This is a genomic window from Corynebacterium tuberculostearicum, from assembly GCF_016894265.1.
In the GTDB taxonomy this organism is placed as follows: Bacteria; Actinomycetota; Actinomycetes; order Mycobacteriales; family Mycobacteriaceae; genus Corynebacterium; species Corynebacterium tuberculostearicum_D.
In genome coordinates this window covers 119540-138924 of sequence record NZ_CP069791.1, presented here as the reverse complement: position 1 = coordinate 138924, position 19385 = coordinate 119540, and the positions used below count along the sequence as shown (strand labels likewise).

The window sequence follows — 19385 nt, the reverse complement described above, 5'->3', positions numbered from 1 at the left end:
ATATACGTTCGTGCTGGTCTCGACTCTAATGAAGGCGCTAGATTATTTGGAAAACCGCAGGTTATGGCGTAGCATAGTACCTCGTGCTTGCGCCGAGGCGTCAGCGTGCCCCAATCATTGCGGATTTTGGCTCGCTGAGCTGCAGAAAGCGCTGAGCCGATGCAAGAACTGAACATCAACTTTGTTGTAGGCCCCTCGCCGTAGATAGCGGACCGTTGTCTGAATCAAAGGGTGGCGAGCGCCTTACGGTATTGACCGTAGGGAGCGTGAGTAGCCCGAAATCACACGGAGAACGCTTTGGTGAGCACGGGAACCGCAACGAGAAAGGTACACGGTCACTCATATGACTATGACTGATCCTATTGCCGACATGCTGTCGCGCGTGCGCAACGCAAGTAATGCGCACCATGACACCGTGTCGATGCCTACCTCCAAGCTGAAGGCAAACATTGCCGACATCTTGAAGCAGGAAGGCTACATCGCTGACTACACCGTCGAGGGCCACACCCTGTCCCTCGAGCTGAAGTACAACAACCGCGAGCGCTCCCTGTCTGGCCTGCGTCGCGTGTCTAAGCCGGGTCTGCGTGTGTACGCAAAGTCCACCGAACTGCCACAGGTCTTGGGCGGCCTGGGCGTGGCTATCATTTCCACGTCCCACGGCGTGCTGACTGACCGTCAGGCTGAGGAGAAGGGCGTAGGCGGAGAAGTTCTCGCCTACGTCTGGTAAAGGGAGGTTTGACACATGTCTCGAGTCGGTCTAGCACCAATCGCCGTACCGAACGGCGTCGAAATCAAGATCAACGGCCAAGACGTTGAGGTTAAGGGCCCAAAGGGCACCCAGAGCGTTAACGTTCCAGAGCCTATCGCCATCAACCTGGAAGACGGTGTACTGTCCGTCTCCCGCCCTGATGACCACCGCAAGCACCGTGCGCTGCACGGTCTGTCCCGCTCCCTGCTGAACAACGCCGTTGTTGGCGTGACCGAGGGCTACACCATCAAGATGGAAATCTTCGGTGTCGGCTACCGTGTCCAGCAGAAGGGTAAGGACCTGGAATTCAGCCTGGGCTACTCCCACCCGATCCTCATCGAGGCTCCGGAGGGAATTACCTTCGCAGTGGACGGCGCAACCAAGCTGTCCATTACCGGTATTGACAAGCAACTAGTCGGACAGATCGCCGCTAATATCCGTCGTCTGCGTAAGGACGATCCTTACAAGGGCAAGGGTATTCGCTACGAGGGCGAGCAGATCCGTCGCAAGGTCGGAAAGACGGGTAAGTAAGCAATGGCAAACACTGAAAACACCAAGCGCACTCCAGTCGGCAAGGACATTTCCTCTCGTCGTCGCGAAGCACGCGCACGCCGTCACTTCCGTATCCGTAAGACCCTGCGTGGCACCCCTGAGGCACCGCGTCTGGTTCTTCACCGCTCCTCCCGTCACATGCACGTGCAGGTCATCGATGACCTGGCAGGCCACACCCTGGTCTCCGCATCCTCCATGGAGGCGGACGTTCGTGCACTCGAGGGCGATAAGAAGGCCAAGGCTGCCAAGGTAGGCGAGCTGGTTGCCGAGCGCGCTAAGGCCGCTGGCATCGAGCACGTCGTATTTGACCGCGCAGGCTACAAGTACCACGGCCGCGTCGCTGCGCTGGCTGACGCCGCACGTGAAGGTGGTCTGAAGTTCTAATGATCATCGTCAACGGAAACATCAACGGAAGGAACGCCTAATGTCGGACCGTGAACAGCGTGACGGCGGACGCTCCGCCGAGAACAACAAGAACAACCGCGGTGGCAACGGCCGCCGCAACGATCGTCGTAACCAGCAGGACAACGAGCGCGATAAGTACATCGAGCGCGTTGTGACCATCAACCGCGTCTCCAAGACCGTTAAGGGTGGCCGCAACATGTCCTTCACCGCCCTCGTCGTCGTCGGTGACGGCCAGGGTCAGGTTGGCGTTGGCTACGGCAAGGCCAAGGAAGTCCCGGCCGCAATCCAGAAGGGCGCTGAAGAGGCTCGCAAGAACTTCTTCCGCGTTCCGATGATTGCCGGCACCATCACCCACCCGGTTGAGGGTCGCGACGCAGCTGGCATCGTCATGATGAAGCCTGCCGCACCTGGTACCGGTGTTATCGCTGGTGGTGCTGCTCGTCCAGTGCTCGAATGCGCTGGCGTGCAGGACATCCTGTCGAAGTCCCTGGGCTCCGACAATGCACTCAACGTCGTCCGCGCTACCGTGGACGGCCTCAAGCAGCTGGTCCGCCCTGAAGAGGTCGCCGCACGTCGTGGCAAGTCCCTCGAAGAGGTCACCCCGGCCCGTATGCTGCGCAAGCGCGCAGGTCAGGAGGCATAAACAATGGCTCTGAAGATTACACAGGTAAAGGGCCTGGTGGGCACCAATCCGAACCACCGCAAGAACATTGAGGCTCTTGGTCTCAAGCGCATCGGTCAGTCTGTAGTGAAGCAGGACACCCCGATCGTTCGCGGTATGGTTCACAAGGTTCGCCACCTGGTCACCGTCGAAGAAGTGGCAGGGGAGTAAACCATGGCTGATATCATCAAGCTGCACGACCTGCGCCCAACCGCAGGAGCAAATAAGCCTAAGACCCGCGTCGGCCGCGGTGAGGCATCTAAGGGTAAGACCGCTGGTCGCGGTACCAAGGGCACCGGTGCTCGTAAGCAGGTACCCGCTGCTTTCGAGGGTGGCCAGATGCCGATCCACATGCGTCTGCCTAAGTTGAAGGGCTTTAAGAACCCGAACCAGGTTGAGTACCAGGTAGTTAACGTTGCTGACCTGGCTGAGAAGTTCGCAGATGGTGGCGACATTACTGTTGCTGACATCGCAGCTGCCGGCCTGGTCCGCGCTAATAAGCCGGTCAAGGTTCTGGGCAACGGCGACATCAACGTTAAGTTGAACGTCACCGCTGACAAGTTCTCCAAGTCTGCTGTTGAGAAGATTGAGGCTGCTGGCGGTTCCGCCAACACCAAGTAATCTCTACTAGGTAGATTTCATCCCCCTCTCCGCACACGCGGGGCAGGGGGATGTTTCCGTTTTGCGGGCATCTCAGTGCCGTTATTTAACGCGGCGCCTGAGCTATGCATGCCATTAGTGCTGGAAATAGTTGACAGTAGACCTTTATAAATAAATAAGGTTGATGGTATAGCGATTTATATTCACGAGTGCTAGAGTCTCCCTTAGTTAAAGATCATCAAACGTTAAGGATACTCTTATGTCGTCTATTTCTTCCCTGCTCGCCACCGCAATTGCTGCCCTCATGCCGTTTGCCGGCTCTACCGGCCCAGTCGATGCTCAGGACCAGCTTTCCCAGCCGGATCCTGCGGAAACCGCCCGGACCGCACCGGCCGAGGCTGGCGAGCAGCCCGCTCAGGACCAGCAGCCGGGTGCGCACGCTGAAAAGGGCGGCATCACCGGCGATAAGGAAGACGTCATCAACGGCGCGGGGGAAGGTGTCGACGAGGTCGATTCTGGATCCAACGGCGGCAACCTGCAGAGCGGCAAGCTGGCCGTGCAGCGTGAGCTTGCACTTGCTACCCAGGAGGCGGGTCACGAGTTCATGAACATTGAGCTCAAGGGCGACCACTCCGCCCACTTGACCTTTCCAGAGATATATAACCCGGACAAGGATGAGGCTGCTGTGCAGCGCGTCCTGGATGCGCTGAAGGTGAACGGCTACGAGAACATCACCGCTGCCTACTAACGCGCGAGCGTCCTAGATAAGGGCAAAGGAAGAGGGTGGAACGCCTGGGAAGGGCGTTCCACCCTCTGTGTATAACAGGCCGCTTGGGGTGGTGGGTGAGGGGTTAGGCCTCGTCCACGGTCTTTTCGTATAGGCCAGGGAAGCGGCCATCCGGGTCGGTAACCGCCTTAATGGTGGCGGGAAGGTCGCCGCCGTAGAGCTCTTCGAACTTTTGCCGGGAATAAAAGGCTTCGGAGTAGAGGGACTTGTGTCCGCCAAGCTCGTTGACCTTGGATTCAATGACGCGGTTGAAAGCACCATTATTCGGGGCAGAAGGGTCGACGTGGTCGCCTTCTACGCCGGACCAAAAGCCAACGTTGACCCAGGTCTTCCCGGGGCGAAGCGGGTAGAGCGGCCAGGGGTCGCTCGAGTTAGAGGCGATGTCGCCGGTGCCTACTAGCTCGTCCACGCCATCGCGAAGTCGGATTGGACAGAGCCACACCGGCTGGATATCGGAAGCATTAAAGAACCAATGGAGGAATTCCGGCAGGTTCTCCGGTGTGACCTCAATATCCTGCACCACGCGCTCGGCGCGCGGCTTGCCGTGCGGCTTTTTGATGAAGTTATATTCCAGCTCGTATTTGCGGTCGAGGCGGACCAGCTTCCAATAGAAGGAGCTGCGGCGAAGCTCGCGTGGCCACACCTTGCGTACCTTCGGGTTCTGCGCACCAAAAGCGCGCGAGCACCAGAACCAGTCGGTATCCCAGCGCCAGATGTAATCGCGGATGGTGAGACGATCGCGGCGGATGCCAGAGGCGTGCTGAAGGCTGCGGTAGTAAATCTTGTCCCGCGTGTAATCGGAGGTTGGACCCTCCTCATCAGTAAAGCGGGCGAAGACAAGGTAGGCCTCGTCTTCGGAAAAGACCACGCCGTCGAGGCCATGGACGGGCTCGCCGCGGTGGGTGTGGGAAGAGGCGACGTCGGCAAGCACGCGGCTGGCTTCCTCCACGGTGTGGAAACGCTCTTCGCGCAGCTCTACATAGGCGGGCACGGGTTCCAGCTCAATCTTGAGGCGCACCGCATAGCCCAGCGAGCCATAGGAGTTGGGGAACAGGCGGAAGAGATCAACGTTGGACTCGCGGGAGCAGGTGAGAATTTCGCCGGTGCCGGTAAGGACATCCATCTCCAGCACGGACTCGTGTGGGAGGCCATTGCGGAAGCTGGTGGATTCCACGCCCATGCCAGTAACCGCACCGCCCAAAGTAATGGTCTTAAGCTGCGGGACGACGAAGGGCATCAGGCCATGAGGCAGGGTGGCATCCACGAGGTCTTCGTAGGTGCACATGCCTTGTACATCGGCCGTGCGCGCAACTGGATCGACCTCAATGACGCCGCTAAGGCCGGACACATCGAGGCCCTCCTGCTCCTCGCTGCGGCTACGGAAGAGATTGGAGGTCTTCTTGGCTAGGCGTACGCGCTTTCCGGCCGGGACGGCACGGAAGCTCGCCAGCAGCTTATCGACGCCCTCCTGGTGCGCCTCCCATCCCACCGGCTCAATGGGCATGGCATCCACCGGTCGCGGCTGGGCGGCGGCGAGGCGTTCGCGCAGGTTATCAATGAGAGTCATGGCACCCCTCCTTAAAAGCGGCTATCTTCCCACCAGCGGCGCTCGGGCACGCCGGCGCGGGAGCCGGCCTCGCCCAGCTTGACGCCGAGGAAGTGGTACAGGTTGATGATATTGCGCTCAAAGCCCCATTCGGATCCGGCCATATAAATGCCGTAGAGGCGAGCGGTGGGCAGTCCCACGGTTGCGCAGGCCTCGTCCCAATTGTCCTTCAGGTTCTCGCACCAGTCATGCAGCGTGCGCATGTAGTCAAAGCGAAGGGACTCGGTGTGGATGACTTCGAAGCCATTGTCTTGCATCGCCTTGGTGACATTGCCGGAGCCGGTGAGCTCGCCGTCCGGGAAGATATAGCGGTCAATGAAACCGCCCTTAGGGGTCTTGTGATTATCCGGGTAGGTGATGTTGTGGTTGAGCATCAGGCCGCCGACCTTCAACTTGCCGTGCAGGAACTTGAAGAAGTCGTTGTAGTTCTTAACACCAATGTGCTCGATAATGCCGATGGCGGAGATGGCATCGAAGCCCTCTTCGGTGATATCGCGGTAGTCCATGAAGCGGACCTCCGCCAGATCTTGGAGGCCTTCCTCCTCAATCTTGCGCTGGCCCCACTCGGCCTGTTCCTTGGATAGGGTGACGCCGATGGACTTCACGCCGCGGCGCGCCGCGTAGCGCACCATACCGCCCCAGCCGCAGCCCACATCCAAGTGGCGGTCGCCCTCCTTGAGGCGGAGTTTGTCAAAGATGAGGCGGTACTTATTCTCCTGTGCTTCCTCCAGGGTGGCATCCGGGGAGGGGTAGTAGGCACAGGTATAGGTCATCGAATCGCCCAAGAAGAGCTCGTAGAAATCATTGCCAACGTCATAGTGATCAGAAATGACATCGGCATCGCGCTGCTTCGAGTGCTTGGATAGGCCGTCGTGTAGCTTGCGGCGCAACCAAGAAGCGCGCTCCACCTCAGGGACCGGCTGGATCTGGAAAGCGCCCATGGACGCTAGGGAACGAACAACGCGGGCAAGGGTCTTGGCATCCGGCTTCTGGAATTTGTCATACATGGCATGCAGCGCGTCAAAAATGCCATAGGGGTGGGCCGGGTGATCGCCATGCACCGTGATGCCGTCCGTGACATAAGCTCGCGCAAATCCCACGTCACCGGGATGGGTAGCGATAAAGGAGAGGCCCTCGAGGCTATTAATAGTCACCTTGTACTGGGCGTCTTCTGGTCCGGTCGCGGACCCGTCAAAGGCTTCCCAGCGGAAGGGATTCGGGCTAGGGACAAATACGTCGATGATCTCAGCAACGGTCATCGGCGTGAATTTCTTGCTCATGAGTACTTCTTTCAAAACATTAGGTTCACACCAATAACGGCCTCGAAGCGCATAGTGCTGTGAGGTCGGAGATATTTCAGGAGAATTGCGTGTGTGCAATACCCCTTCATGGTAAACCCCGGATACAAAACGCGCGAGAGGACAAGCAATCATGGTCACACTATTGGGTCTTAATGTGGCTATGCGGGGCGAGGCTGGTAGGGTAATGGGGTCATAAGTGTTCAACCGTCCCTGAAGGAAACCTGAATTTCCCCTAAGCTTTCCGGCTCAGGGGGTGCGGTTTCCTAGGGGTAGATGAGTTTCCACCTCCGTGTATGAACGCGAAACCCTCCCTAGATTTCGCGTTCGGCAGCGGTAGGCCAGGAGGATTTTGTAGTGTCCGCCATTGTCCAGGCTTTTAAGGATGCCGACCTACGTAAGAAGATCATCTTCACCATCGTGATGATCATCGCGTACCGCGTCGGTGCACAGATCCCGTCCCCGGGTGTTGACTATGCGTCTATTGCTGGCCGTTTGCGCCAGTTGACCGAGCAGTCCGGAGACCTTTACTCCGTCATCAACCTCTTCTCGGGTGGTGCGCTGCTGCAGCTGTCGATCTTCGCTATCGGCATCATGCCGTACATTACGGCGTCGATTATCGTGCAGCTGCTGACCGTGGTCATTCCCCGCTTTGAGGAATTGAAGAAGGAAGGCCAGTCCGGTCAGGCCAAGATGACCCAGTACACCCGCTACCTGACCCTCGCGTTGGCGTTGCTGCAATCCTCCGGCATCGTCGCGCTGGCAGACCGCGAGCAGCTGTTGGGCCAGGGCGTACCGGTCTTGGCAGAAGACCGTAACTTCTTCACCCTCATCGTCTTGGTCATCACCATGACCTCCGGCGCTGTGCTGGTGATGTGGATGGGTGAGCTCATCACCGAAAAGGGCATCGGTAACGGCATGTCCCTGCTCATCTTCGCTGGTATCGCAACCCGCCTGCCAACCGATGGTGTAAGCATCCTGCAGAACAATGGTGGACTCGTCTTCGCCATGGTGGTAGCCGGCTTGGTCATCCTAGTTGTTGGCATTACCTTCATCGAACAGGGCCAGCGCCGCATTCCGGTTCAGTACGCAAAGCGCATGGTCGGCCGCCGCCAGTACGGTGGTTCCTCTACCTACCTGCCGCTGAAGGTTAACCAGGCCGGCGTTATCCCGGTCATCTTCGCTTCCTCCCTTATTTACATGCCGGTTCTGATTACCCAGATTGTGAACTCTGGTTCCGCCGGCACCCCGGATAACTGGTGGCAGCGCAATGTCATCGCGCACCTGCAGGCACCTTCTTCCTGGCAGTACATCGTGCTGTACTTCGTCCTGACCATTTTCTTCGCTTACTTCTATGTTTCGGTTCAGTACGATCCGGCAGAGCAGGCGGATAATATGAAGAAGTACGGCGGCTTTATCCCGGGTATTCGCCCGGGCCGTCCGACCGCGGAGTACCTTGGTTATGTGATGAACCGTCTGCTGTGCGTGGGCGCCCTGTACCTGGCACTTATCGCCATCCTGCCGAATATCCTCTTGGACCTCGGCGTAGGCAGCTCCTCCGCCAGCGGCACGTCCGCCTTTGGTGGTACGGCCATCCTGATTATGGTCTCCGTCGCCTTGACCACGGTCAAGCAGATCGAGTCCCAGCTACTGCAATCCAACTACGAAGGACTACTTAAGTAATGCGTCTTGTACTTCTAGGACCTCCCGGTGCCGGCAAGGGCACCCAGGCAGCTATCCTCAGCGAGAAGCTGAACGTTCCGCACATCTCCACCGGCGACCTGTTCCGCGCCAATATCGGCGAGGGCACCCCGCTGGGTGTAGAGGCAAAGTCCTACATCGATGCAGGCAAGCTGGTACCTACCGACGTCACCGCTCGTATGGTCGAGGACCGCCTTAACCAGGATGACGCCAAGAATGGCTTCCTGCTGGACGGCTTCCCACGTACCACCGAGCAAGCAGACATCCTGGAGGAGCTGCTGGCTAAGAAGGGCGAGAAGCTCGACGGAGTTCTCAACTTCGAGGTCTCTGAGGATGTTGTGGTTGAGCGCATGATGGCCCGTGGCCGCGCCGACGATAACGAGGAAACCATCCGCACCCGCCTCGGTGTCTACCGCGAGGAAACCTTCCCGCTTATCGAGCACTACGGCGATGCCATCATCTCCATTAAGGCCGAAGGCACCGTGGAGGAAATCAACGCCCGTGCGATGGAAGCCCTGGGTAAGTAAGCATGGCTTTTCGACGCCGCAGTAAGCGCATCCCCGCTCGCACCCCGGGCGAGCTAGACGCCATGCAGGCCGCCGGCGAAATTGTTGGCAAGGCACTGCAGGAAGTCCGCGCTGCTGCGGCGTCTGGCGTATCTACCCTCGAGTTGGACGCGGTGGCTGAGCAGACTATTCGCGATGCCGGCGCCTATCCCACCTTCAAGGGGTACGAAGGATTTCCAGGCTCCATCTGTGTATCCGTTAATGACGTCATCGTGCACGGCATTCCGGATAAGGAAACCGTCCTCGCGGAAGGCGACTTGGTGTCCATCGATTGCGGTGCCACGCTCGATGGCTGGGTAGGCGATAGCGCTTGGTCCTTCGCAGTGGGCGAGCTCGATGCAGATGTCGCGGCCCTCAACAAGGCCACCGAGTATGTCCTTATGGAGGGCATGCAGGCTATGGTTCCGGGCAATATGCTTACCGACGTCTCCCATGCCCTAGAGCAAGCCACCCGCCGGGCCGAGCAGAAGTTCGGCGTGGATCTTTTCATCGTGGATGGCTACGGCGGTCACGGCATTGGGCGCACCATGCACGAGGATCCTTACCTGGCCAATGAAGGCCGCCCGGGCCGCGGCCCACTGATCCAAGAAGGTTCCGTCCTAGCTATTGAACCCATGCTAACTTTGGGCACAGAGGATTCTGCCGTGCTAGAAGATGACTGGACGGTCGTTACCCTCGATGGCTCCTTTGCCGCCCACTGGGAGCATACGGTGGCCGCGACCGCCGATGGTCCCCGTATTCTCACCCGCCGCTACTGACACATATTCCCCAATATTGCCTGTTGTACTAGGCATACGCCCCTGAAAGGTTTATACTCACAGCCATGTCTAAATTTAGCTTCCGCAAAATCCGTGCCACGGTTGCAGCGCCCGCAGTCGCTAGCGTGATGGCCTTGAGTGCCACCGTTGCGGCTCCTGCCGCTACCGCCCAGGAGATTCCGAACCTGGATCAGCTCAGCTCCAAGGCAAACTCCGACCTCGCTCAGCTCTCTTCTCAGTCCGGCCTGGACCAGCTCACCGCTGAGGCCAAGAAGCAGCTGGATAACTTCCATGGCCAGACCCGCGAGCAGGCCTGGAATACCCGCAACCAGATCCTGGACCAGGCAGAGAAGTTCTCTCCGGAACTGGCACCTAGCGTTCAAACCGCTGTGGACGGCGCCGTAGAATTCCTCTTCCCAGGCTTGATTGCTCAGAAGAATGAGGAAGCACGCAAGGCCCGCGAGGCCGCTGCTCGCGCCAACGCTGAGCGCGTTGCTGCGGAGAAGGCTCGTTCTGAGGCTGCCGCACGCAAGGCGGAAGCACAGCGCCGCGCCAACCAGTTTGACCGTGGCCCGTGCCCGGCCGATGCGAAGGTTTGTGTCGACCTCAATGGTCGACGCACCTGGCTGCAGGATGGCGGCAAGGTGTCCTACGTGTCCCCGGCAATGTCCGCCGGCATGCGCGGTCAGGAAACCCCACGCGGCACTTTCCATGTGACCCGCAAGGTAGAGCATGAGATTTCCCGCGAGTTCAATAACGCGCCGATGCCGTACTCCATCTACTTCACCAATAACGGTCACGCCTTCCACCTGGATGACCCGGCCGTTGATTCCAATGGCTGCGTTCACCTGCCGCCAGACGCTGCCAAGCGCTACTGGGATAATGTGCAGGTAGGCGATAAGGTCTTCATCTACTAAGACCTTCGTTTTAAGCGATAGCCTCATCCCCCGAACTAATCTTCCGAAAGGGAGAATCGGTTCGGGGGATTTTGCTGGCTTAGGGTGAGGGGCGGGCGAGTGAGCGGGGCGTCGGAAAGCGCAGCGGTTTGGAAAACGTGTCGCTGCAGCGTATGCTGTTAAGTCGGTGTATAGCGTCAGCGAGGCTGGCGCAGATACGCCACCGCAGTAGACAACAAACATGCAGGTGACGGCGCACTTGTCCGTCGCCAGAAAAGTAGAGGTTATGGCTAAGGAAGGCGCAATCGAGGTAGAAGGCCGCATTATCGAGCCTTTGCCCAACGCAATGTTCCGTGTCGAGCTCGACAATGGACACAAGGTTCTTGCACACATTTCTGGCAAGATGCGTCAGCACTACATTCGCATCCTCCCAGAGGATCGCGTAGTTGTAGAGCTGTCTCCTTATGACCTTACCCGCGGACGCATCGTCTACCGCTACAAGTAAAGACAGTAAGCCTCCTCACCCAAGGGCGAACCCTAGGTTCGCCCTGTCCACCTCAGGCGACGGTGGCCTGAGCCCGCACTGATAAGCAACCCAAGGATCCCGGCACGGCCCGGGCGAAGCGTTGCATGGGGCGGGACGGATGGGGAGAAAACCGCCGTAACAACCCGAAAGGACACGCCATATGGCACGTCTAGCTGGTGTTGACCTCCCCCGCAATAAGCGCATGGAGGTCGCTCTCACCTACATCTACGGCATCGGTCCAACCCGTGCCAAGGAACTGCTAGAAAAGACTGGCATTTCTCCTGACCTGCGCACTGACAACCTGGATGATGACCAGCTGTCGGCGCTCCGTGACGCAATTGAGGCTACCTGGAAGGTTGAGGGTGACCTCCGCCGTCAGGTTCAGGCTGATATCCGCCGCAAGATTGAAATCGGTAGCTACAAGGGCCTGCGCCACCGCCGTGGCCTGCCTGTACGTGGCCAGCGCACCAAGACCAATGCGCGCACTCGTAAGGGTCCGAAGAAGACGATCGCAGGAAAGAAGAAGTAATTCATGCCTCCAAAGACTCGTTCCGGCGCGCGCCGTTCCGGCCGTCGCGTCGTAAAGAAGAATGTGGCCCTCGGCCACGCATACATCAAGTCCACCTTCAATAACACCATCGTCTCGATCACCGATCAGACCGGTGCTGTTATCTCTTGGGCATCCTCCGGCCACGTTGGCTTCAAGGGTTCCCGTAAGTCCACTCCGTTCGCCGCTCAGATGGCAGCCGAGAACGCTGCTCGCAAGGCAATGGATCATGGCATGAAGAAGGTTGACGTATTCGTCAAGGGTCCGGGCTCCGGCCGCGAGACCGCCATCCGTTCCCTGCAGGCTGCAGGCCTCGAGGTTTCCTCGATCACGGATGCAACCCCACAGCCGCACAACGGCTGCCGTCCGACCAAGCGCCGCAAGGTTTAAGGGAAAGGAAGAGGTAAGAAAATGGCTCGTTACACTGGCCCCGCTACCCGCGTATCCCGCCGTCTTCGCGTCGACTTGATCGGCGGAGATATGGCGTTCGAGCGCCGCCCGTACCCACCGGGACAGGCTGGCCGCAACCGCATCAAGGAATCTGAGTACCTGCTGCAGCTCCAGGAGAAGCAGAAGGCAAAGTACACCTACGGTGTGCTGGAGCGTCAGTTCCGTCGTTATTACGCAGAGGCTAACCGCCTCCCAGGCAAGACCGGCGATAATCTGGTTATCCTGCTCGAGTCCCGCCTGGACAACGTAATCTACCGTGCAGGTCTGGCACGCACCCGCCGCCAGGCTCGCCAGCTTGTCTCCCACGGTCACTTCACCGTGAACGGCAAGAACATCAACGTTCCTTCCTACAAGGTCAGCCAGTACGACATCATCGATGTCCGTGACCGCTCCAAGAAGATGGAATGGTTCGAAGATGCTCAGGACGCCCTCATCGATGCCAACGTACCGGCATGGCTGCAGGTTGTTCCTGATACCCTGCGCATCCTCGTGCACCAGCTGCCCGAGCGCGCTCAGATCGACATTCCGCTGCAGGAGCAGCTCATCGTCGAGCTTTACTCGAAGTAAACTGTTATACCGCACGGCCTGTAATGGCCTGGCGGATAACCAGGAATCTTCAATCCCGAAGATTTTTACCCCTCTACCGGCGTCAAATAGCGGTCGCCGAAAAGGAGAATTTCAATGCTCATTTCCCAGCGTCCTCAGCTCACCGAGGAATTCATCGACTCGTCTCGTTCCAAGTTCGTCATCGAACCGCTCGAGCCGGGCTTTGGCTACACCCTCGGTAACTCGCTGCGTCGTACCCTGCTGTCCTCCATTCCGGGTGCAGCGGTAACCTCCATCAAGATTGATGGTGTTCTCCACGAGTTCACCACCATCAACGGTGTGAAGGAAGACGTTTCCGAGATCATCTTGAACATCAAGAGCATGGTGCTTTCTTCCGACTCCGATGAGCCGGTTGTTATGTACCTGAGCAAGGAAGGCCCGGGCGATGTCACCGCGGGCGATATCCAGCCGCCGGCTGGCGTGGAGATCCACAACCCGGATCTGCATATCGCTTCCCTGAATGACACCGCCAAGCTGGACATTGAGCTCGTCGTCGAGCGCGGCCGTGGCTATGTCCCAGCCGCTCCTACCTCCGGTGAGATCGGCCGTATCCCGGTCGACCAGATTTACTCCCCGGTCCTCAAGGTCTCCTACAAGGTCGAGGCAACTCGTGTTGAGCAGCGCACCGACTTTGACAAGCTGACCATCGACGTCGAAACCAAGAACTCGATTTCTGCCCGCGATGCCCTGGCTTCCGCCGGCGGCACCCTGGTCGAGCTCTTCGGCCTGGCTCGCGAGCTGAACAACGCTGCCGAAGGCATCGAGATCGGACCCTCCCCGCAGGAGACCGAGTACATCGCTGCTTACGGCATGCCGATCGAGGACCTGAACTTCTCCGTCCGCTCTTATAACTGCCTGAAGCGTCAGGAGATCCACACCGTGGGCGAGCTCGCTGAATGCACCGAGTCCGACCTGCTGGATATCCGCAACTTCGGCCAGAAGTCGATCAATGAGGTAAAGATCAAGCTGGCTAACCTGGGCCTGGCTCTCAAGGACACCCCTGAGGACTTCGACCCAACCCAGCTCGAGGGCTACGACGCAGAAACCGGTGACTTCAAGGATCCGGCTGCTGAGGATTCCGAGTAAAGAACCCCGCTGACTTGCGGCAATGACCTAATTGCCGCGCGCTCAACTTTTACCGCATACGAGGAGTACACAATGCCAACCCCTAAGAAGGGTGCCCGTCTCGGCGGCTCCGCCAAGCAGCAGGCTCACATGCTGAGCAACTTGGCAGCCAGCCTGATCGAGCACGGCGCTATCAAGACCACCGATGCCAAGGCGAAGGTTCTTCGCCCGTACATCGAGAAGATCATCACCAAGGCTAAGTCCGGCACCGTTGCTGACCGCCGCGCAGTTCTGAAGCTCATCCCGCGCAAGGATGTTGTTTCTTACCTGTTCGACGAGGTAGCACCGAAGTTTGAGAACCGTGAGGGTGGCTACACCCGCACCATCAAGCTGGACAACCGCACCGGTGACAATGCCCCGATGTCCCAGATCTCCCTCGTTCTTGAGGAGACCGTGACCTCTGAGGCTAACCGCGCTACCCGCGCTGCCGCTTCCAAGGCCGCTGAGGCTGAGGAAGCTAAGGCAGACGAGGCTGCAGAGACTGAGGCACCTGCCGAGGAGACCGCAGCTGAGGAGTCCGAGGAGAAGTAATTTCCCTTGGCCCTAGCGCTTCGCCGCCGCCTTTCCCATCTGTGGGAGGGCGGCGGCTTTTTCATGTCCACCCAACCAGGGCTCAGCGTACGAATGACCCAGACCCAGCGCCGGCGGGCAGTAAATACTCCGGTAGCATGAAGCCCACTATGACAGATGCAGCATCGACTTCCCCCGAAGGGCCGGCGGACGGGTTCGTTCGCCTGCGCTTGGACTTGGCTTATGACGGCACGGACTTTCATGGCTGGGCCAAGCAGAAGGGCGGTCTGCGCACGGTGCAAGGCGTGTTGGAAGAGAAGCTCGCGATGATTGCGCGCACGGAGGTGCCGCTTACGGTCGCTGGGCGCACGGATGCCGGCGTCCATGCCCGTGGCCAGGTGGCGCATGTGGACGTTCCCACGGAGATGCTGGCGCAGCGCTCGGTGGCGGGGGAGCCGGGGAAGCTGGTGCGTCGGCTAGCAAAGCTTCTGCCAGAAGACGTTCGGGTACATGGGTGCGAGTTCGCACCCGCGGGTTTTGATGCGCGATTTTCGGCGCTGCGGCGCCACTACGTGTACCGGATTACCACCAATCCGCGCGGCGCGCTGCCGACCCGTGCGCGGGATACGGCCGAGTGGATTAAGCCGGTGGATATCGATGCCATGCAAGAAGCCGCGACCGCCCTGGTGGGCCTGCATGATTTTGCGGCTTTTTGTAAGGCCAAGCCGAACGCCACGACCATCCGTGAATTGCAGGAATTTTCCTGGCGCGACGTTTCCACGCCCGAAGAACCCGAGCTTTTTGAGGCCCGCGTGAGCGCCGATGCTTTTTGCTGGTCGATGGTGCGCTCGTTGGTGGGATGTTGCCTGCGCGTGGGGGAGGGGCGGCGCGATGCCGACTTCGCCGCGGCACTGCTGCAGGAGACGAAGCGCTCTTCCAGCATTCCCGTGGCCCCGGCAAAGGGACTTTCGCTCGTCGCCGTTGATTACCCGGCGGCGGATCAGCTGGCCGCGCGCGCCGAGGTCACCCGCGAAAGGCGCAGCGCCGATTAGCGCCCGGGTGGCAGCGGTCGCCTACCTGGGTTAGCCTGTGTGCTGGGTGTACACAGACTTTTCGGGGGAAAATCATGGCACGTCCGCTGCCTACTACCAAGGCCCAGGTATCGGGCCATAAATTCTTGCGCCGTCGTGTCGAGCATGGGCTTGTCTTAGGCGATATCCGCATGATTCACGATCCATTGGCTAGGCGCCGCAAAGCGCTTCTTTTCGGCGGGGTCGGCGTCGCCTTCCTTGCGGTGGGCTCAGGCATGTTGGCATGGCTGCAGCCGAGCCCGCAGCCGGGTGATGCGCCGATTGTGCGCTCGGAGCAGGGCCAGCTCTTTGTGGATGTCAACGACACCTACCACCCGGTATTCAACCTGGCTTCGGCACGCATTATCGCCGGGCAGGCAGCCGAGGCGCAGGCCATTGGGGATGAGCACCTGCAAGAAGCGCTACTGGGCTCACCGGTGGGTATCTCGGATGCTCCTGGGTACCTCGCGGCAGCAGGCGAGACTCCCCAGCAGCGTTGGGCAGCGTGTTTGGCCGGCAAGGATGAGGCGCCGACTACAGAAAACCCAACCAGCATCGGCGGCCACCAGGTAGCGTCGCAGGAGGTTATTGTCCTCGCCGAGCCCGAGCAGAAAAGCCTCGGTGAGGAGCGCGCCGCACTGGTGGAATCCGAGGGCAGGCAGTGGATTATCACAGAGGAGGGCCGCGTGGCGTTGCCAGATTCCTCCAGCACCGAAGGGCGCATCGTGCGCCGGGCGCTGGGCGTGGACGATAGTACCCACACCTGGCCCGTGCCGCCCGAGCTGCTCAATGCCTTTGCGGAGCTGCCACCGCTGAATTTTCCGGCCAATCCGCCGGAGGTTGTCGATACTGGGCAGAGCCTGTGGGCGCGTACGCCCGAGGGCGTAGCGGAGCTCACGCCTACGCAGGCGGAGATGCTCACAGGCGTCGGTGCCAAGGAGACAACAGCCACGCCGCAGGAAATTGCCGCGCTTGCCGACGCCCCTTTAAACCTCAACCTTCCCTCCACGCCCTTCCGCTTCTTAAGCCCAGACGATGGCTGGATGTGTGCTGCTAACGAGGGCGGCGGGGTAGTGGTACCTGCCCAAGCAGGCACCATCGCCTTGGCAGGTGAGTCGGTGGCCCATCGCTTTGGTGGGCTCGACGCCGGTGGTGTAGGCGTAGACAGCGGCCATGGCTATCACGTGGTTTCACCCACGGGCCAACGGCACGAGGTCAAGGACAAGGAGACTTTGGAAGCCCTTGGTACCGGCGTGGGCGCGCAGGTACCGTGGGAAATCCTGCGGTTGCTGCCGGAAGGCTCCGCGCTCAACCGTGAGCAGGCGCTGCAGGTTAGTTCTTAGGTCGTAGCCCGCGCCATACCGCCCACGCAGCAAGCGCCACCGCTAATCCACCCAGCACCCAGACACTGCGTGTGGGGGCGCGCGAGTCGCTTTCGTCAGCGGGGCGGATGGTCATAGCTCGGGTATCGACGTCCGCGCCCGCTTCCACGTGGGTGAGCACGGTGAGCGGGTCGATGAAACCGTGTCCCGGTTCTGCGGCGTCCTCCAAGCGTTTGCGGAGGACGGCCGGGCTATCATCGGGAAAGCGTTGTGCCAAGAGGGCAGCGGTGCCGCTGACCACCGGCGCGGCAAAGGAGGTGCCATGGAACTGCGCCGTTCCGTCCGTGCCTTCCTTACCATCGGCCCATCCACCCGCGGGGTTGAGCGCTAGCGGAATGAACCCTTGCGCAGCCAGTTGGGGTCCGTCGGCCGAGTTCAGCGAGTAGTCAGCGAGTTCGTGTGAATCCGCTTGGGCGCTTACTGAGAGCACCGTTGGCGAATCCGCCGGAAAGACGTGGTCACCCATCTCGCAGCTGCCAGAGGACGCATTGCCCGAGGCGGCGATCACCACGGCGCCGGAGTCTTCCGCATGCGCCAAAGCGCGATCCAATCGGGAAGTATCGACCTGCGCGGCCACATCTGGCGGAACGCAGGAAACAACCGAAATATTAAGGACGCGGGCACCGGCATCGGCAGCGTTATCGATGGCGCGGGCCAAGGTGTCCAGCGATCCGGTGGTACTGTCTTCCGCTTCCTGGCGGTAGTGCGCGCTGGTCTGGCGCACCGCGTAAATCTCTGCTCGCGGGGCGATACCGATATCGTGTCCGGCAATGACACCGGCCACGACGGTGCCGTGCAGGTCGCAATCGCGATGCGGCTCTGGTTCCTCTGGCGCGACAAGGTCCGCGCCACTGCTGAGATGCCGCAGTTGATCGTGGCGGGCCACGCCAGTATCGATAACGGCTACTTTGACGCCTTCCCCGGTAGCAAAGGAATGTAAACGGGCCCGGTAGTCTAGCTGCTCCTCGCTCGGTTGGGGCGAAAGCGGTGAGGAATGCGCGGTGGCACATTCGCGGTCCGGCTCGCGCGCGGCCGCATAGGGAGCAGCAGTCAGTCCCGCAGCGAATGCAACTACTAAAGCGGCAGGTAGCACGCGCATTACCCAAGCCCCCTAATGAGCACGAAGACACCGGCAAGGTGCGCGGCCAGCGGCAAACTAGCGGCAATGGCCAGGGATTCTATGCGCTCAAACCACGCGATGGTGGTGGGCTCGAGCCCAGCCACCTTGGGTGCCCACAGCGGGGCGCTCAGCATGGCGAGGAGAACCAGGCAGGCAACAAGTATTGGTGCCCAGGCTTCGGCAAGCCCGGAATTCGCCACCGCGTGGGTAGCGCACAAGCATGTAGCGAGACAGGCGGTCATCGCCAGCAGCATCAGGGCCCAACTAGCCAGCGCACGACCGTGCCGGGCGGCATGCAGGACGACGGCACCCGCGGTGGTCACGCAGAGTGCTTGGACGAACCACACACCGGTGTGCTCAGCACCAAAGAGCACCGCAACGTACTCGGCGAGAGATTCGGGCGCGCCGCTCGTCGGCGCCAAGGCCGGACCACTGCCCGTCAGCGAGAGGGCGATCAGGGCCGGAATGAGACAGAGCGCCAGCCCACAGCACATTCCCTCATAAGCGCTGCCGGCGCGCCGGGCACGGATATCGACATCCGGCTGGACGGCATCCGAAACCGCGAGGTCTTGGCCGGCCGTGGGCAGCTGCGGGACTTTGAGCCCAGCGGTGGCAACGGTTAGCGCAGGAGCTGCGGCCAACAGGATAATGCCGGCGATCACCACGCAGGCGGCAGCCGCCGTACCGTGGCTGCCCTGGAGACCCGTCCCTGGTCCGGGCAGCAGGTAGCCCAAAGCCGCGACCAACAACAGCACCGAGACGGTGAGTGCCACGGCAGTAGTGCGAACCGTGCTCAACCCGGTGACGTGGCAGGCAAGCAGCGCGATGAGGAGGGCGACGCAGGCGGTGAGTGCGGCAAAGGGGGCTTCGCCAAGCGAGGGCGAAATCACCACCCAGCCACACGCCATGCCGGCCACCAGGCTAAGGTGCACCAGCGATAGGGCCCGAGTCCACAAGGCGAGCAACAGGGCACCAGCGGTCAACGCCGCCCACGCCGCGAGGGGAAGGGAGCTAACCCACACTAGGGCGAAGGCGGCAAGCATTCCTGCCCATGCCCAGACGGTGGGAAGGGCAGCGGTGGTATCCTCCTCGGCCGCGGCGGCGAGCGATTCCGCCGCATCCCGAATCACCGGTGCAGGCCGGCGCTCGCGCGGACTAATAACCAGGATGGAGCCTTCCGTGAGCGCAGTGGCAGCCAATGGGGCGGTGAGATCGATGGCGCGGCCGGAGGCTGTGCTCGCGCGCCAAGGCTCAGAAATGGTGGGCGCATCCACCAAGTCAGTGATTTCCGCCAAAAGCTCGCCCACGCTGGAGCTTAGCGGTAGCGCCACGTCCGCCTCCTTGTGGAAGGTGCCGGCATGAATGCGAACGGTAAGGCGCAGATGATGCGCCGTTGCAGTAGTCATGATGTCCCCCGAAAAATGTATGGATTGTGGGCGTCCCCCTTGCCCAATGCCACATATTGTGGCTT

The 19385-nt window shown here is 60.3% G+C and carries 23 protein-coding genes; 19 read left to right on the top strand and 4 right to left on the bottom strand.

Going from position 1 to position 19385, the window contains the following annotated elements:
- The first annotated feature begins 343 nt into the window (after positions 1-343).
- The 7 genes from rpsH (at position 344) to I6J28_RS00685 (ending at position 3714) form a co-directional block, all read left to right on the top strand.
- A complete protein-coding gene (gene rpsH, locus I6J28_RS00715; RefSeq protein WP_005322799.1) occupies positions 344-727 on the top strand; it encodes a 30S ribosomal protein S8 in 384 nt (127 codons plus the stop codon).
- A 15-nt stretch (positions 728-742) separates the two neighbouring features.
- Positions 743-1279, top strand: a complete 537-nt coding sequence (gene rplF / locus I6J28_RS00710) for a 50S ribosomal protein L6 (protein ID WP_005322792.1) — start codon at positions 743-745, stop codon at positions 1277-1279.
- Between the two features lie 3 nt (positions 1280-1282).
- Positions 1283-1684: a 50S ribosomal protein L18 gene (gene rplR, locus I6J28_RS00705; RefSeq protein ID WP_005322788.1), complete on the top strand. Its 402-nt coding sequence runs from the start codon at positions 1283-1285 to the stop codon at positions 1682-1684.
- A 40-nt stretch (positions 1685-1724) separates the two neighbouring features.
- Positions 1725-2348, top strand: coding sequence for a 30S ribosomal protein S5 (gene rpsE / locus I6J28_RS00700; protein ID WP_204610231.1), 624 nt, complete (start codon positions 1725-1727; stop codon positions 2346-2348).
- A 3-nt stretch (positions 2349-2351) separates the two neighbouring features.
- Positions 2352-2537, top strand: coding sequence for a 50S ribosomal protein L30 (gene rpmD, locus I6J28_RS00695; RefSeq protein WP_204610229.1), 186 nt, complete (start codon positions 2352-2354; stop codon positions 2535-2537).
- A gap of 3 nt (positions 2538-2540) precedes the next feature.
- A complete protein-coding gene (rplO, locus tag I6J28_RS00690) occupies positions 2541-2987 on the top strand; it encodes a 50S ribosomal protein L15 (RefSeq protein WP_204610227.1) in 447 nt (148 codons plus the stop codon).
- A 238-nt stretch (positions 2988-3225) separates the two neighbouring features.
- Positions 3226-3714, top strand: a complete 489-nt coding sequence (locus tag I6J28_RS00685; RefSeq protein ID WP_204610224.1) for a hypothetical protein — start codon at positions 3226-3228, stop codon at positions 3712-3714.
- 103 nt (positions 3715-3817) lie between these two features.
- On the opposite strand, the gene I6J28_RS00680 is transcribed toward I6J28_RS00685, so the two are convergent.
- Both I6J28_RS00680 and I6J28_RS00675 read right to left on the bottom strand, forming a co-directional pair.
- Positions 3818-5320: an FAD-binding oxidoreductase gene (locus tag I6J28_RS00680; RefSeq protein ID WP_204610222.1), complete on the bottom strand. Its 1503-nt coding sequence runs from the start codon at positions 5318-5320 to the stop codon at positions 3818-3820.
- 11 nt (positions 5321-5331) lie between these two features.
- Positions 5332-6639 carry a class I SAM-dependent methyltransferase gene (locus I6J28_RS00675; protein WP_204610220.1) on the bottom strand — a complete coding sequence of 436 codons (1308 nt, stop codon included), beginning with the start codon at positions 6637-6639 and terminating at the stop codon, positions 5332-5334.
- Between the two features lie 375 nt (positions 6640-7014).
- On the opposite strand from I6J28_RS00675, the gene secY reads away from it, so the two are divergent.
- The 12 genes from secY to eccB all read left to right on the top strand — a co-directional run bounded on the left by secY (position 7015) and on the right by eccB (position 16755).
- Positions 7015-8340 carry a preprotein translocase subunit SecY gene (secY, locus tag I6J28_RS00670; RefSeq protein ID WP_204610218.1) on the top strand — a complete coding sequence of 442 codons (1326 nt, stop codon included), beginning with the start codon at positions 7015-7017 and terminating at the stop codon, positions 8338-8340.
- The gene (locus I6J28_RS00665; protein WP_005322769.1) at positions 8340-8885 is read left to right on the top strand and encodes an adenylate kinase; all 546 of its coding nucleotides are present in this window, start codon (positions 8340-8342) and stop codon (positions 8883-8885) included. The genes secY and I6J28_RS00665 overlap by 1 nt, the downstream gene beginning before the upstream one ends.
- A gap of 2 nt (positions 8886-8887) precedes the next feature.
- Positions 8888-9682, top strand: coding sequence for a type I methionyl aminopeptidase (gene map, locus I6J28_RS00660; protein WP_204610216.1), 795 nt, complete (start codon positions 8888-8890; stop codon positions 9680-9682).
- A 65-nt stretch (positions 9683-9747) separates the two neighbouring features.
- Positions 9748-10599, top strand: a complete 852-nt coding sequence (locus tag I6J28_RS00655; protein ID WP_204610213.1) for a L,D-transpeptidase — start codon at positions 9748-9750, stop codon at positions 10597-10599.
- Between the two features lie 265 nt (positions 10600-10864).
- A complete protein-coding gene (gene infA, locus I6J28_RS00650; RefSeq protein ID WP_004566852.1) occupies positions 10865-11083 on the top strand; it encodes a translation initiation factor IF-1 in 219 nt (72 codons plus the stop codon).
- 181 nt (positions 11084-11264) lie between these two features.
- On the top strand, positions 11265-11633 hold the full coding sequence (rpsM, locus tag I6J28_RS00645; protein ID WP_005322765.1) for a 30S ribosomal protein S13: 369 nt from the start codon (positions 11265-11267) through the stop codon (positions 11631-11633).
- Between the two features lie 3 nt (positions 11634-11636).
- The gene (rpsK, locus tag I6J28_RS00640; protein WP_005322764.1) at positions 11637-12041 is read left to right on the top strand and encodes a 30S ribosomal protein S11; all 405 of its coding nucleotides are present in this window, start codon (positions 11637-11639) and stop codon (positions 12039-12041) included.
- A 21-nt stretch (positions 12042-12062) separates the two neighbouring features.
- Positions 12063-12668: a 30S ribosomal protein S4 gene (gene rpsD, locus I6J28_RS00635; RefSeq protein ID WP_204610211.1), complete on the top strand. Its 606-nt coding sequence runs from the start codon at positions 12063-12065 to the stop codon at positions 12666-12668.
- 114 nt (positions 12669-12782) lie between these two features.
- Positions 12783-13793, top strand: coding sequence for a DNA-directed RNA polymerase subunit alpha (locus I6J28_RS00630; RefSeq protein WP_005322760.1), 1011 nt, complete (start codon positions 12783-12785; stop codon positions 13791-13793).
- A 72-nt stretch (positions 13794-13865) separates the two neighbouring features.
- Positions 13866-14363: a 50S ribosomal protein L17 gene (gene rplQ / locus I6J28_RS00625; RefSeq protein ID WP_023020595.1), complete on the top strand. Its 498-nt coding sequence runs from the start codon at positions 13866-13868 to the stop codon at positions 14361-14363.
- A gap of 137 nt (positions 14364-14500) precedes the next feature.
- Positions 14501-15394: a tRNA pseudouridine(38-40) synthase TruA gene (gene truA, locus I6J28_RS00620; protein WP_204610209.1), complete on the top strand. Its 894-nt coding sequence runs from the start codon at positions 14501-14503 to the stop codon at positions 15392-15394.
- Positions 15395-15468: 74 nt separating this feature from the next.
- On the top strand, positions 15469-16755 hold the full coding sequence (gene eccB / locus I6J28_RS00615; RefSeq protein ID WP_204610207.1) for a type VII secretion protein EccB: 1287 nt from the start codon (positions 15469-15471) through the stop codon (positions 16753-16755).
- Here the strand turns inward: eccB and I6J28_RS00610 are convergent.
- Together I6J28_RS00610 and eccD are read right to left on the bottom strand one after the other, a co-directional pair.
- Entirely contained in the window at positions 16745-17893 is a 1149-nt protein-coding gene (locus I6J28_RS00610; protein ID WP_239454634.1) for a S8 family serine peptidase, read from the bottom strand. The genes eccB and I6J28_RS00610 overlap by 11 nt on opposite strands.
- A complete protein-coding gene (eccD, locus tag I6J28_RS00605) occupies positions 17893-19320 on the bottom strand; it encodes a type VII secretion integral membrane protein EccD (protein WP_204610205.1) in 1428 nt (475 codons plus the stop codon). The genes I6J28_RS00610 and eccD overlap by 1 nt, the downstream gene beginning before the upstream one ends.
- Between the last annotated feature and the right edge of the window lie 65 nt (positions 19321-19385).